The sequence below is a fragment of the Gemmatimonadota bacterium genome, assembly GCA_030747075.1.
Lineage (GTDB): Bacteria > ARS69 > ARS69 > ARS69 > ARS69 > ARS69.
The window spans coordinates 23,659-38,393 of sequence record JASLLL010000009.1 but is presented as its reverse complement, the minus strand read 5'-3'; the positions used below and the strand labels follow the sequence as shown (position 1 = coordinate 38,393).

Here is a 14,735-nt window from a genome sequence, read left to right as displayed (position 1 = left end):
TCTGCTAGATGTAGGCGGGTCTGTCACCGGGTCCGGAGATTCCCTCTCCCGGCCGATTCTTCTTTCTGGAGGGGTCCAGAATGTCGCGTGATCGCCAGTTCTTCCGTCGCTTCGCACCAGTCGCCGTGCTTCTCGTGGCGCTGCCGCTCGCTTCCTGCAAAGACGATCGAGGATCGCTGGCGGATCCCGGGACCGGCAGGCTGGATTCGGACGACATCTTCCTGGCGTCCCGCGTGGCCCTGGACTTCCTGCAGTTCCAGAACTCGCTCGCTGAGTCGCTTCTTTCCCGCATGGAGGAAGGATCATCCGCCCCCATCACGGGAACCACCTGCGAAGAGCCCGCTGGCAGTTGGGTGCTGCATCCGTCCACCGGAGAGGCCTCGTTCGAAGATGCAAAGCTTCTCTGCGGAGAGTGGATCCGCTACACCGTGGACGGATCCATGTCCTACACGGTGGAAGAGACATCCCCGGTCCCCTCCTGGACTCTGTCCGTGCCGGAACTCATTCTGACGCTCCCTGATTCTCTCGGGCGCACCTTTACGATGTCCGCGCACCCCACGCTCTGGGACTCCGGGGGGATTCGCTGCCGACCCTCCGAAACGGGAACGGGCATCCGGACTCAAGGGACTCTCCGGATGGAAGACACCAACCTCCTCTACTCCTGGATTCACGAACTCGATCTGACCTTCTCCTACAGCGCGGGCGCGGTCGGCCAATGGCCGTCGGGAGAGATGGAGATGGGAGCGTTCCTGTTCGGGGAGACGATCCTCCCCTTCACTCTGGAACTCGACGGGTCCGGTTCCGGAGTGATTCCGTACGAGGGTGGCCGGTGCCGCCTCAACTTCGCGACCGGGGAAAACCCCTGCTCCGAACAGGAAGACTAGCCCACTCCCTCAGTAGCGCGGGATCGTCGCGTCCACCCGGTCCGACCAGGCATCGATCCCGCCGGCAAGATTCCACACCTTCCGGAAACCGGCACTTCGCAGGATTCCAGCGGCGTGCGCGGACCGGATTCCCACATGGCAATAGACGATCACCTCACGCGCGGGGTCCAGTTCCCCGACCCTCTCCGTGAGATGCGGAAGCGGAATGGCCACCGCACCCGGCAGCGAGCAGATGCCGCACTCTTCCGGCATCCGGACATCCAGCAGAACCAGATCCTCCCCGCTCTCCAGCCTCCGGGAGACTTCCTCCACCGACAGGTCCGTGTCCGGTCCAGCCGAGGGGGATTCAGCGCCGGCCCCGCAGGCGTCCGCCAGATCCTCCGCCCGGGTGATCCGTGGGGACTTTCCGCAGACGGGGCAACCCGGGTCCCGGCGAATCTTCATGTCGCGAAAGGTCATGGAGAGGGCGTCGTATAGAATGAGCCGTCCCACAAGTGGCTCCCCGATTCCGATCACGCGCTTGACCACCTCTGTCGCCTGGATCATCCCGATCAGCCCGGGGAGCACGCCGAGGACCCCACCCGTCGCACAGTCGGGCACCATTCCCGGCGGAGGCGGTTGCGGGTAGAGGCAGCGGTAGCAGGGGCCGTCCGGGTCGCAGAAGACGGCCGCCTGGCCTTCGAATCGAAACACGGAACCGTAGACATTCGCCTTGCCTGCGAGCACGCAGGCATCGTTCACCAGATACCGAGTGGGGAAGTTGTCCGTGCCGTCCGCCACCAGATCGTAGTCGGCAAGAATCTCCAGCACATTGGATGCATCCAGTCGTTCCGGATAGCGAACTACCCGGACGCCGGGGTTGATGCGGTCAATCGCAGATGCGGCGGAGTCCGTCTTGAGGAGCCCGATATCCGGCGTTCCGTGAATCACCTGCCGCTGGAGATTGGTTTCGTCCACGCGATCGTGATCGATGATCCCCAGCGTCCCGATGCCGGCCGCGGCAAGATAAAGCGCAAGCGGCGAACCCAATCCCCCCGCGCCCACGCAGAGAACCCGCGCACGCCCCAGCGCCTCCTGCCCTTCGCGCCCCACCTCCGGCAGGACAAGGTGCCGGGCGTAGCGGCGAGTCTGTTCCGAGTCAGGGGGCGACACAGGCGATCCTCCGGAGTCAGTCGTCGTCGATCATGCCGGACATGGCCGCAGGGGTCCAACATGTACGCAGAGGTCCGTCAGGAAGGAGGGCGGCACGGGCCAGCCATCTGGGACCGAACCCGTGTCGACACAGACACTTGCGGGTGATCACGCCGCAATGCGTGCAATTGGCACACGCATTGCGGTATCGCCGGGCAACCCACACAGGCCGGAGATTCGGCCATAAGGAGACCCTCATGAAGACGCTGTCCGGACTCATCGCTCCCGCACTTCTCACCGCCGCCCTTCTCTCCGCCGGACTCGCCGCCCCGACTGACGCATCCGCACGGGTTCGGGGGAGGCTTGTCATCCGGACTCCTCGACCGGCTCCGGCTCGGGTCGTGGTCGTCGCCGGACCGAGAGCCCCGCGCCATCACAGGGTGTGGGTTCCGGGACACTGGAAGCGCGTCGCCCCCGGGTGCCGCATCCGGGTACGCGGACACTGGGCATGGAGATAGACAAGGTGCCACGCGCAAGAAAAGGGCCTCCGCCGATCAGGCGGGGGCCCTTTCTACCGGGTAGCCTCTCCCGGTCCCGCGCCCCGTGGCGCGAAGCCCTGCGTCAGCTGTCGAACGACTGCCCGCAACCGCAGGTTCCGGTGGCGTTGGGGTTGGTGATCTTGAAGCCGGATGCCTCCAGCGTCTCCACATAATCCACCGTGGCACCCTTCAGGTAGTTCATGCTGAACGCATCCACGAGCACTTCGAAACCGCCGGGCATTTCCAGCTTGAAATCCGCTTCCTTGGCGTCGTCGAAGGCAAATCCGTACTGGAAACCGGAGCACCCGCCGCCCTCCACGAAGATCCGAATGCCCTTTTCAGCCTGATCTTCCTCCTGGAGAATCTCCTTCATCTTTCCCGACGCAACCTCTGTGACGGTAATCATGACCTGCCCTCTCCGGGAACGACCGGAACTCCGGAGTGCGGAGTCCGGAACACATTGAGTTTCAATCGGTTACAGCCCACGCAAGGTACTTCCCACAGGAGGGCTTGTCAACTCCGGCCGGAGCCTCCCCCGGGCGCGCGCCGAGCCGCTTGAGGTCCGACCCCCACATTTGATAAACTCGCCGTGAACATTCTCCTCTGTGGGGCATCCGTTGCGTCATTCAATCATTCCACACTTCCTGGCCGTCGGTGCGGCCCTATGGATCGCCCTCGGCGGCTGCCCGGCCGGGGCCGTCTTTTTCGATGAGACGGTTTCGTCCGGGCTGAACTGGACGCAGCCGACCTGGGGAGCTTTCCTTTCGGACCTCGATCTCGACGGAGACCTGGATCTCTGCGCCGGACACCACTTCTACTCCCCCATTCTCTACTGGAACGACGGTACTGGCGTCTTCTCCCGCCTCTTGCATCCACTGCCCTGGGTCGGCCCGATGGACCGGCATGGCGCCGTGGCTCTGCCTCTGGACGGCAGCCCCCTGCCTGACATCTTCTACACCCACGGAGGGGGCGGAGGAAGCAGCCCGGAGGCCAACGAACTGTATGTGAACGAGGGCGACGGAGCCTTCACTCCGGTTCCCGACGCGGGAGGCGCGGACTCCCCGCCCACGCGGACCCGGGCCGTGTCCGCCGCCGACTACGATGGCGACGGTCTTCCGGACCTGTGGACTGGAGCCGCCCCGTCCGAGAATTACGGCAACGCTCTCTTTCGGAATCGCGGAGGGTTCTCGTTTGTGGATGTGTCGGACGGGAGCGGACTGGAGGAGTTCGACGGCACCGTCGGGGGAATCTGGGGAGACTACGACGACGACGGAGACCCGGATCTCCTGGTCGGCGGAGAGGAGTTCCCGCGACCGACCAGACTCTACCGCAACGACGGCGGAGTCTTTGTCGATGCGTCGGAGGTGTTCACCCCTTCCATTCCCACAATCTCCGGAGCCGACTGGGGAGACTACGACAACGACGGAGACCTGGATCTGGCCGTTTGCGATGGCATGGTCGGCGTGTTTGACGCCTATACCATCGGGGATACGCTCTCCTACTTCTTCAATACACGATACGGAGACCTGGGACTGGACGGACTGACTGTCTCCACGACGGCCGACACGCTGCACGCTCAGTTCCGGCTGCGCGGCTACCAGAACCTCAATCGCATCTTTCTGGGGCCGGACGAACTGATCCCCCCCAATGGAGAGACCATTCTCCTGACGCCCGAGTTCATCGGCCAGCCGGACTTCCAGCCGGGCGTGGAGCGCGGAACCTGGGTGTGGCGGGAGTCTGCGTCGGGCCCGTGGCAGATCCGCTGTTCCACGCCCGACATCAACTTCGACACCTTCGACGGGTGGGTCACCGCTGGCGGAAGTACGCTGCAGGCGACCGGAGTCGATCTGGAAGATTCGGGATTCATCCCGGGGAGCCCTCGGGTGTGGCGCAACGACGGCGGGACATTCCAGGAGGTCACCAGCAGTCTGGGGCTGTCAGCCATGGTCAATCCGCGACACATCACCTGGGTGGATTATGACGCGGACGGCGATCTTGACCTCCATGTCGTGGACATGGGCACCTCGGCGCAACCGAACGCGCCCGACCGCCTCTACCGCAATCAGCGGGGAACGCTGACGGATGTGACCGCAAGCGAAGGCCTTCCCGGAGGAAGCACCGGACTGGCCGATGGCGCGGTCTGGGGAGACCTGACCGGAGACGGACTTCCGGAGTTGTTCTTGAGCGAGGGAGCGGGACCCCAGACCTACAGCGCAAACGGAGTGGTCCGGTACTACCGAAATGCCCGCGCCGGGGGAGTCTCGATCCGGCTTGATCTGATTGGAACGCTCTCCGGCCACGCCGCTGTCGGGGCGAAAGTCGTCGCCTACCACGATGATGACGAGGTGCATCGCCGCGTCTTCGCGAACTCGTGGCGCGGCTTCATGAACCCGCTTCGCGTCATGCTCGGCATCGAAGAATCGGAAAGCGCGGACTCGGTCGTGGTGAACTGGCCATCCGGAACCCGGACTGTCTGGAAGGGCGTGGCACCCGGATTGTACACGATGCGGGAAGATGACCCGGGGTCGTCCACGGCGGTGGAAGCCCTGACCGGCGGCCCTGCCGCGTGGGCCGTACTCGGCATCCGGCCACAGCCCGCTTCCCGGACACAGACTCTGTGCCTCTCGGGAACGGAAGGCACGCGCCTTACCGTGCGCGTCATGGACATCGCGGGGCGATGCGTGCGAACGCTCGTGCCCCCCTCATTCCGGGAAGGCGCTTCGACCACGACCTGGGACGGACGCGCAGACGACGGCACCCTGCTTCCCGCGGGAGTCTACTTCCTGAACATCACGGGCGGAGGACGACGCGCCTCCGTCAAGTCCGTCCGCATCCACTAGCGCAACCGCCGGGCCTCTTCCGCCAGTTCCCGAACGCGCCGCTTGTCCACCGGCGCATCCCACTCCCCGCCTTCCTTCAGGCTCGTCCCCACGATGAACCCGTCCGCAAGGGGGAAGAACTCCGCCAGGTTGGACGCGTCGATCCCGCTTCCCAGAAGAACCGGGAGCTTCGTCTGACCGCGAATCTCCCGGAGTTCCGAGGCGTCCGGCGCATCCCCCGTGACCGATCCGGTCACGATCACGCCGTCCGCACGGTGCAGTTCCTGAAGTGCGGCCACCTCCCCCGGAGCCAGGTCCGCGGTCAGCGCGTGGCTGGCGTGTTTCTTCTTCACATCCACAAAAACACGGATGCCGCTCGCGCCGATCGCGTGTTGGTAACGCACGACGCGCCCTCCCTGCGCATCGATCCATCCCTTGTCGCTGATGTGCGCATGCGTCCACGCCTCCGCACGGATGAAGTCCAGTCCCGCCGCCTGCGCCACCGCCAGAGCCGTGCGGTTTGCCGCGAAGAGCACCTGAATCCCGATCGGCGGGCGGCGGGCGCCTTCGGACAGTTCATCCGTCCGCGCTCGCGCCGCCACGGCCAGGCGGGTCATGTACGCCGCCACCTCCGGCCCCATCTCCGCCTCGCGCACGCAGGGGAAGTCGTGCATGTTCTCAAGCACGACCCCATCCATCCCTCCGGCGAGACACGCATCCAGATCACGCGTCATCGCCTCCACGGCTTCCTCCACCCCCGGGAACCCGGGAACGCCCGGGCACGGCGGAACATGGAGCATGGCAAACAGGGGTCGGTCCAATCCGAAGAGCGCTCTCACTCGACCTCTCCTTCCGGCGCCGGGAACGAACGCCGCAGCTTTCGCTCGTGCATCCAGCACCACACCGTCGGCACGATCAGAAGCGTGATCAGCTGAACCGTCATCCCTCCGAACGAGGGGATCGCCATCGGGATCATGACATCCGCGCCGCGTCCCGTCGAAGTCAGAACCGGGAGCAGTGCGAGAATGGTCGTCGCCGCCGTCATGAGGCAGGGCCGAATGCGGCGCAACCCGGCCCGCACGGTGGCGTCACGGACCTCTTCGGGCGTCTTCGGCGGTTCCCTCCGGAACTCGCTCGTCAGGTAGGTGGACATGATGACGCCGTCGTCGGTCGCGATCCCGAACAGCGCCAGGAATCCCACCCACACCGCGACGCTCAGGTTGATCGGGTGGATCTGGAAGAGATCGCGCATGGAGACTCCGAAGACGGAGAAGTCCAGAAACTCCGGCCGCCCGTAGAGCCAGATCATCAGAAAGCCCCCGGACCACGCCACCAGGACTCCGGAGAACACCAGGGCTGTCGTCGCCATGGAGCGGAACTGGAAATGGAGCAACAGGAAGATGATCCCGAGTGCAATCGGCAGGATTACCCGGAGCTTCTTCTCCGACCGGATCTGGTTCTCATAGTTCCCGGCGAAGGTCCAGCTCACGCCCGCCGGAACGATGAGTTCTCCCGATTCCACCGCCACCGCAAGACGCGTCCGCGCTTCCTCGACCACATCGATCTCCGCAAGACCCGCCTTCTTGTCAAAGGTCACATAGGCCACCAGAAAAGTCTCTTCGCTCTTGATCACCTGTGGCCCGCGCACATAGACCATGTCCGAGAGCTCCTCCAGCGGAATGTGCGCCCCGGACGGTGTCGGCACAAGGATGCGTCCCAGCGATTCGATCGTGTCCCGAAGTTCGCGCAGGTAACGGATCCGAACCGCATAGCGTTCGCGCCCCTCGATCATCGTGGTTGCGCGTCGTCCCCCGACCGCGACCTCGATCACATCCTGGACATCCCGTACGAGAATCCCGTGCCTCGCGATGGCCTCGCGATCCACATTGATCTCCAGATACGGCTTCCCCACCATCCGGTCAGCCAGCACGGTGGCGGGTTCCACCCCGGGAACTGTCTGAAGGATGCGCTCAAGATCCAGCCCGACACGCTCCAGAGTCTCCAGATCCGGGCCGCGAATCTTGATGCCCATGGGCGCGCGCATCCCGCTCTGCAACATGACAATCCGGGCGGCGATCGGCTGGAGCCGGGGCGCGGAGGTCGTCCCGGGAATCCGCCCGGCCGCGACGATGGCGTCCCAGATGTCGCCGGAGGAATGAGTATCATCCCGCCACTGGCGGAAGACCCGTCCGCGTGGATCCGGCACAAGTTCTCCACGCTCGTCCCGCGCGAACTCCGCTGCTTCGTCATCCCAGCGAAAGCGAAGACGCGTTCCGGCGGCATCCGTTGCGTATTCCGACTTCAGATTGACGACCATCTCCACCATGGACACCGGCGCCGGATCCAGCGCGCTCTCCACGCGTCCGATCTTCCCCACCGCGGACTCCACCTCCGGGACGGCGGAGATCGCAAGATCGAGCTTCGCCAGCACATCCATCGCTTCGCCGATCGAAGCGTGCGGCATGGTGGTCGGCATGTAGAGGAAGGACCCCTCGTCGAGGTCGGGCATGAACTCGCGGCCCAGCCCCGGGAACGCCTCGATTGCGGATCGCCAGAGGCGGGTTTCTCGAAGCGTGTCACCCGGAAGGTGAAGGCGGTTCATCCCGGACGGGATGATCCCCGCCGTCCCTTCCCAGCCGCGCCAGATGGTCGCGCCCAGCAGCACCAGAAACACGGGCGCCGCCAGGAAGTACGCCTTGTGGCCGAGACACCACCGCAGGACGGACTCGTAGTGCCGTGCGAATGCGCGGAAAAGACCAAGCCAGCCGAAGAGAAGCGCCGCCACGAACACCAGATTCCGCGCGAAGCCCGGCTCGGGTCCAAGCGGCAGCCATCGCCCCGCGAGAAGCACGACGACCGCGGCCACCACCATCGCGTTGACGGTCCCTCCCGCGCGGGTCCGGAGGCGGGCGGGGAGTCGGTCCCTGAACAGCCCCACGCCGCCGGCAAGCACCAGAAGCGACCCGGCGGTCACGGACACTCCCCGCGCCACAAGAACTCCCGCGAGGAGCGCCGCCGCCGCGGGCAGCCACTTCGCGCCGCGCACCGGTTTCCTTCTCGCATGAAGCGTACGCGCGATCGCCGGCAGTACCGTCAACGCCACGACAATGGACGCGATCAGCGTCGCGGTTTTCGTCCACGCAAGCGGCCGGAAGAGCTTCCCCTCCGGGCCTTCCATCGCGAAGACGGGCAGGAACCCGGCCACGGTAGTGAACACCGCCGTGAGAACCGCACTCCCGACCTCACTGGTCGCCGAGCGAATGACGGCAACCCGGTCCTCATCCGGCTCCGCTTCACGGAGACGCCGCAGAATGTTCTCCGCAATGACGATCCCGACATCCACGATCGTCCCGATGGCGATCGCAATCCCGGAGAGCGCCACGATGTTCGCGTCCACGCCGCCGACTCTCATCGCGATGAATGCCAGAAGCACCGCCAGCGGAAGCACCAGCGACACCAGCAGCGAAGTCGCCAGATGCGCGACCATCACCATAACGACGACAATCGTGACCAGTGCTTCTTCCTCGAGCGCGGTCCCGAGCGTGCCGAGCGTTTCGTGAATGAGTCCCGTGCGGTCGTAGAAGGGCACGATCGTCACATGAGAGACCGTGCCGTCGGGCAATGTCTTCGATGGAAGTCCCGGAGAGATCTCCTCGACCTTCCGATGGATGTTCGAGATGACCTCCATCGGGTTTTCGCCGGTCCGAACCACCACCACCCCGCCGACCGCCTCCGCACCGTTCTTGTCGAGCGCACCCCGACGCATGGCCGGGCCGGTCGTCACGCGTGCGATGTCGGCGATCGTGACGGGGACATTCCCGACCGACTTGACGACCGTGGATTCGATTTCGGGAATGTCCTGCAGGAGGCCCGTACCCCGGACCACATACTCGACGCGATTCACTTCGATCGTCCGCGCACCGACATCCACATTCGACCGCTTCACCGCACGAAACACATCCTGAAGCGCAATCCCCCGCGAGCGCATGGCGTCGGGGTCCACATCGATCTGGTATTCGCGGACATGGCCTCCGACGGACGCGACCTCGGAGACACCGTCGGCAGAGGCCAGCGCGTACCGCACGAGGAAGTCCTGGATCGAACGCAACTCCTCCAGCCCCCAGCCTCCCGCCGGGTTGCCTTCCTCGTCGCGGCCTTCCAGCGTGTACCAGTAGACCTGTCCAAGCCCGGTCGCGTCCGGGCCGAGTGCGGGGCGAACATCTTCGGGCAGTGTTCCGCGAGGCAGGCTGGCGAGCTTCTCCAGAATCCGGGAGCGGGACCAGTAGAAGTCCACGCCCTCCTCGAAGATGACATAGACGGAAGAGAACCCGAAGAAGGAGAAACTCCGCACCGTCTTCACGCCGGGAAGCCCGAGGAGTGAAACGGTCAGCGGATAGGTGACCTGGTCCTCGACATCGCGCGGGGAACGCCCGGGCCAGTCGGTGAAGACGATCTGCTGGTTCTCCCCCAGGTCGGGAATGGCGTCCACCGGAACCGGGTCACGCGGGATTCCACCCAGGTTCCAGTCGAAGGGCGCGGCCGAGTATCCCCACAGCACGATCCCCGCGACCGCAAGGAACAGTGGCAGGCGGTTGGTGAGACAGGCCCCGACGACTTTCCCCAGCAGGGAGTCGCCGCCGGATGGCGGTCGCCGGTTCATCGCGTCCCTCCTGCGTACGCGGCGCCCGGAACGGTCTCTTCGACGGACCCGCACCGAAGCATCGACGCACCGAAGTACGGGTTGTCGATGCGTTCGTGATCCTGCAGCCAGTAGGCCCCGCGGAAGTCGAACGCCATGGGACAGTAGGTCACATGGTGCGGCTCGCCACCGGCATGCCCGAAGGTGCGCTCCAGGTCGATCATCGCCTTCGATGCGTCTTCGAAGGCGACGCGCATCGCGGCGATGTCCACACCCTCAGCGGCCGCAACCGCTTCCCCGAGACGCACGGCCCGCTCCTTCCAGTCGGGTCGGATTCCGGGGCGGATGTCGTCGAAGTTCCCGTTCGTCAGCGTCCCGATCCGGGCGAATGCCGCAGCGGCGACGGTCGCATCATCTCCGGCCAGCGCCATCTGGAGTTCGAAGTAGGTCGAGTACACATCCGACAGAATCCGAAGAAGCGCATCGTCCGCGACGGGCCCTTCCGGTTCCATCGCATCCGTTCCATCCCCGGGACTCATCATGGAAGGCTTCGCCTGAATCTGCAGCGCACTGTCGATCTTGAAGTTCCCGCGAGACACCACGCGTTCCCCTTCCTCCAGGCCCCACTGCACGATGTACACATCCCCCGCGCGCGGACCGAGTCCCACTTCGCGTCCCTCGTACGATGGACGATGCGCATCGGGAACTTCCACATAGACGATCGCGCGCCGCCCGGTGCGAAGGACCGACTCCACCGGCACCACAAGCGGCCCGTCGCCATCCGGGCTTCCCGACACCAGTCCCATCTCCTCCGCGGGCACGAGGTCCATCCCGCACTCGTCGCAGGATCCGGCGGCGTCCCCCACGACTTCCGGGTGCATCGGGCAGACCCAGCGTCCGGCAAACTCGCTGGCGACCACGGTCCCGTCGGACGCGACTTCCGCATACACCACTGCGCGGACGAACATCCCCGGCTTCAGCAAGCCGTCGGAGTTGTCGACATTGATTCGAACGCGAACCGTACGCGACGCCTCCTCGACCGCGGGCGCAATGAACGAAACGCGCCCGGTGAAGATCCGCCCGGGAAGGGACTCCGCGTCAAACTCCACCTCCTGCCCGGAACGAAGCCACGCCAGATCGGACTCGTGCGCATCGAGCACCACCCATAGTCGCGACAAGTCCGCGATGCGGTAGATAGTCGTCCCCGTGCGGACATAGTCCCCCACGACCGCGTTCTTCTCGATGACAATGCCCCCGTGGTCGGCGAAGAGCGTGACATGGTCTTCGGTCTCTCCCCGACGCTCGATTCCCTTGATCTGTTCTTCGGTGAGTCCGTAAAGGCGCAGCTTCTCGCGGGCGGCCTCCACGGTTGCGGTGGCGGTGTCGGAAAGAAGCCCGGTCGATTCGCCCGACAGCGCTCCCCGGGAAGCCACCACTTGCAGCAACTCCTCCTGCGCGGCCAGCAGTTCGGGGCTGTAGATCTCCGCCAGGTGATCTCCCGCACGCACGGGCAGTCCCGTGTAGTCCACGAACATCCGATCCAGCCGACCCGCCACGCGTGCCGAAAGCGCGTGGACGCGCGTTTCATCCACTTCCGCTTTCCCGGTCATGCGGATCTCCAGTCGCGGGCGATCCCGCACGACGGGCGCCGTTTCGATCTCCGCCAGAACCCGTGCGGCCTCGCTCATCTCCAGACGCGGCGCGTCGCCGTCCTCTCCTGCCGCGCCCGACTCCACCTGCACGAGGTCCATGCGACAGATCGGGCACTTCCCCGGCGAGGGAAGCCGCACCTGCGGGTGCATGGAGCAGGTCCAGACCTCAGCGGCTTCCTCCTGCTCGTGTCCTTCGTGCGTCCCGGGCGCGGGAGACGACGGCGCGAGCCACGCGCGCCCGACGAGAATCCCCGCCACGAACAGCACCAGTGCAATCCCCACAAGCTTGCCGACCGGGCGGCCGCCAGTTCTCTTCGCGTTCATCGGTTCTCCTCCCGTCCGGCCCAGTCAACGCCGGTGATGGCCTCCAGATCGGCAAGACCGCGACAACGATCCGCCCGGGCGCGCGCATGCGCCAGTTCGAAAGCGAGCAGTGTGCGGCGGGCATCCATCAGATCGAGAAACCCGCCGCGAGCCGCTTCGTATGCGGTGAGAGATGCAATCCACGACTCACGAGCCTTCGGAAGAAGCCCCTGTCGGTAGAGTTCTTCGCGGCGCACCGCATCCCGAAGTCGATAGAGCGCGTCTTCCGCGTCCACGAAGAGCCGGTCCTCTTCCGCGACGCGCGCGGCCCGCGCTTCCTCCAGCGATGCCTCCGCGGCATGGACTCCGTCCCGGATTCGCCCACGAAAGACGGGGAGATCCACGGCGAAGCTCACGGCCACGGGGTCCCGGCCGGCGTCCCCGGCAGACGAAGCGGACTCGGTACCCGTGCGAATCCAATCCACGCCCGCGATGAGGTCCGGGTACGCTTCCATGCGCGCAAGGCGTTCGGCTTCTCCGGCGGCGTCCACGGCCCTGTCTCGAGCGCGCAGGCGGGGTGCTCGATCGAGAAGCGCTCCCGACACCTCTTCCAGCGAAGGGACACCCGGGAAGACGCGCGGCTCTCCGGCGGAGGGAACCCCCTCCGAACGCGAACTCCGGCGAAGCGCGTTGATGCGCGCCAGCACCGGGCGGCGCCGGTCCTCCAGACTTCGCAGGCGGTCCTCCAGTTCTCCCAGCTCCACCTGCACTTTCACAAGATCCGCGTGGCGCGCGGTGCCCGTGCGGTAGCGTTGCCGAAGGACGCGTTCGAGTTCGATCAGGATGTCGAGGTTCTCCCGCGTGATGTCCACTTCCCGATCCAGCAGATAGAGGTCCGCCCACGCGTGAGTGATGTCGCGCAGGAGACCGACACGCGTGTCATCGACCCCGGCACGAAGCACGGACGCAAGCGACGAAGCTTCGGCCTCCCGGGCGTCGAGACGGCCCGGCCAGGGAATCCGCTGGCGCACACCAATGCGGTCGGTCTGCGGACCCGTTTTCGTCTCCACGCTCTCCAGAAAGCGAACCCAGTTCACGCGGGGGTCCGGAAAGGAACCGCGAACGGAAGCGCGGAACTCCGCGGCCTCCCATCGGTGGCGAGCCGCCGCAAGCCGGGGATTGGCGGCAAGAACCTCTCGCCGAAGTTCGTCCAGAACGGCTCCCGGGGCCATGGGTTCGGAAGTGGCGAAGGCAGCGCCGGTCTGAGCGGCCGGTATCCAGAGCGCGGCCACAACTGCCGCACGCCGGACTCCCGGAAGGAAGCGGGCTGTCATGATGATCACTCCTGCAGGTGCGGATTCCCCGGGGACAGGCCGCTCGCGGACGCTCCGCCGCGGACATCACCGGTCGCCGGGCACAGGCATACCCGGCCGTCAGGGTCACTCAACCCGGACGGGGAATCTCAGCAGAGCAGGGAGCAGGTGGTGCGGTAGACCGCCCCGAGGACAGGGGGCGGGTGGGTCTCTTCTCGAAAGCCCTCCGTGCCCTGAGCCGGAGTGGCAAGCCGGACCTGACTCTCCGGAGCGGCGAGGGGACTCCCGGCGGCGGCCACCACGGCAAGCGTCGCGGAAGAGGATGGTGCAGGCTGGAGTTCGGGGCAGGCGCAGCAGTCGCGCTCCGCCGGGGCGGAAGAGGCCGACGCATCGGGTCCGGCCCCGGAGGAGCAGCACGACTCCACGGGGGCCGCCTTCGGGGCGGCATCGGGGCAGTCATCGGCCAGGAGACAGCAGCAGATTCCACCCGGTCCGAGCGGGAGCGTCAGCCCGGCGACCAGAACGAAGATGAAGGCCTTTCCCATCAGGGGCATTTGCCATCTCCCGCAAGAAACCAACATTCCTGCCGAGTATCGGCAGCTCCACCGGTCGGGTCAAGCATCCCGATGGACCCGGCTTCCATACCCCGCAGCCAATCCGAGGTTCCCGAAGGGGGCGAAATGCGCATATTCTGCACGGAAACGCACTGGAGACGCTCGTGATCCTCCCCGTTCTGATCCCTGCCGCCCTCCTCGCCTCCGCTCTTTCGGGCATGCTGGGCATGGGTGGCGGCGTGGTCCTTCTGGCCGTCATGGCATCCATCCTGCCGGTTGCGGAGGTTGTGCCGGTTCACGGCGTGGTGCAGCTGACCAGCAACTTCTCGCGGATGCTCGCGCTGCTTCCCCGCGTGTGCTGGCGGATCGTGGCACTCTACGCCCCGGGGATGGTGCTTGGAGTCGTGGCGGGAATCCGGATCACCGGCGGCGAAGGCCTGCCCGGGTTCAAGCCCGCCATCGGCGCCTTCGTGCTGGCCTTCCTCCTGTGGGACCGCTTCAAACCCAAGCGCATCGTGGTCCCCCGGTGGGTCTTCCTGCCTGCCGGGCTTGTCGGAGGGCTGCTGACCGTAACACTCGGCGCCACCGGTCCGTTTCTGGCGGCGTTCTTCCTGCGGGACGATCTGGAGCGCCGGGAGATCGTCGCCACGAAGGCGGCCATCCAGTCGTTCGGGCATCTGCTCAAGATCCCCGCGTTCCTCTCCGTGGGCTTCGACTATGTGCCGCGGCTGCAGTGGATCGCGCCGCTTCTCCTCTGCGTCATCGCGGGCACATGGATCGGGACACGCCTTCTCGGGCGAATGCCGGACGCGCTGTTCCGCAAGATGTTCCGCGTGGTGCTGGCACTGATGGCGCTCCGGCTGCTCGCGCCGGTTGTCACGGGCGGATAGCACAGGCCCCG

Annotated in this window: 11 protein-coding genes; 4 read left to right on the top strand and 7 right to left on the bottom strand. The window is 65.8% G+C overall.

Annotated features, from left to right (window positions below):
• The first annotated feature begins 80 nt into the window (after nt 1-80).
• Nucleotides 81-884, top strand: a complete 804-nt coding sequence (locus QF819_04715) for a hypothetical protein (GenBank protein MDP6802461.1) — start codon at nt 81-83, stop codon at nt 882-884.
• Nucleotides 885-893: 9 nt separating this feature from the next.
• Here QF819_04715 and moeB read toward each other — a convergent pair whose 3' ends face one another.
• The gene (gene moeB / locus QF819_04710) at nt 894-2,036 is read right to left on the bottom strand and encodes a molybdopterin-synthase adenylyltransferase MoeB (protein ID MDP6802460.1); all 1,143 of its coding nucleotides are present in this window, start codon (nt 2,034-2,036) and stop codon (nt 894-896) included.
• A 236-nt stretch (nt 2,037-2,272) separates the two neighbouring features.
• Here moeB and QF819_04705 point away from each other — a divergent pair, with 236 nt between their 5' ends.
• Entirely contained in the window at nt 2,273-2,533 is a 261-nt protein-coding gene (locus tag QF819_04705; GenBank protein MDP6802459.1) for a hypothetical protein, read from the top strand.
• 103 nt (nt 2,534-2,636) lie between these two features.
• Here QF819_04705 and erpA read toward each other — a convergent pair whose 3' ends face one another.
• A complete protein-coding gene (gene erpA, locus QF819_04700) occupies nt 2,637-2,960 on the bottom strand; it encodes an iron-sulfur cluster insertion protein ErpA (protein MDP6802458.1) in 324 nt (107 codons plus the stop codon).
• A 211-nt stretch (nt 2,961-3,171) separates the two neighbouring features.
• Here erpA and QF819_04695 point away from each other — a divergent pair, with 211 nt between their 5' ends.
• Complete coding sequence (locus tag QF819_04695; protein MDP6802457.1) at nt 3,172-5,394, top strand: FG-GAP-like repeat-containing protein; 2,223 nt, start codon at nt 3,172-3,174, stop codon at nt 5,392-5,394.
• Here QF819_04695 and QF819_04690 read toward each other — a convergent pair.
• The 5 genes from QF819_04690 to QF819_04670 form a co-directional block, all read right to left on the bottom strand.
• Nucleotides 5,391-6,212 carry a BtpA/SgcQ family protein gene (locus tag QF819_04690; protein ID MDP6802456.1) on the bottom strand — a complete coding sequence of 274 codons (822 nt, stop codon included), beginning with the start codon at nt 6,210-6,212 and terminating at the stop codon, nt 5,391-5,393. The genes QF819_04695 and QF819_04690 overlap by 4 nt on opposite strands.
• Complete coding sequence (locus QF819_04685) at nt 6,209-10,033, bottom strand: efflux RND transporter permease subunit (GenBank protein ID MDP6802455.1); 3,825 nt, start codon at nt 10,031-10,033, stop codon at nt 6,209-6,211. The genes QF819_04690 and QF819_04685 overlap by 4 nt, the downstream gene beginning before the upstream one ends.
• Nucleotides 10,030-11,988, bottom strand: a complete 1,959-nt coding sequence (locus tag QF819_04680) for an efflux RND transporter periplasmic adaptor subunit (protein MDP6802454.1) — start codon at nt 11,986-11,988, stop codon at nt 10,030-10,032. Before QF819_04680 ends, QF819_04685 begins: the two co-directional genes overlap by 4 nt.
• A complete protein-coding gene (locus QF819_04675; GenBank protein MDP6802453.1) occupies nt 11,985-13,301 on the bottom strand; it encodes a TolC family protein in 1,317 nt (438 codons plus the stop codon). The genes QF819_04680 and QF819_04675 overlap by 4 nt, the downstream gene beginning before the upstream one ends.
• A gap of 128 nt (nt 13,302-13,429) precedes the next feature.
• Complete coding sequence (locus QF819_04670) at nt 13,430-13,834, bottom strand: hypothetical protein (protein MDP6802452.1); 405 nt, start codon at nt 13,832-13,834, stop codon at nt 13,430-13,432.
• A 164-nt stretch (nt 13,835-13,998) separates the two neighbouring features.
• On the opposite strand from QF819_04670, the gene QF819_04665 reads away from it, so the two are divergent.
• Nucleotides 13,999-14,724 carry a sulfite exporter TauE/SafE family protein gene (locus QF819_04665; protein ID MDP6802451.1) on the top strand — a complete coding sequence of 242 codons (726 nt, stop codon included), beginning with the start codon at nt 13,999-14,001 and terminating at the stop codon, nt 14,722-14,724.
• The last annotated feature ends 11 nt before the right edge of the window (nt 14,725-14,735 follow it).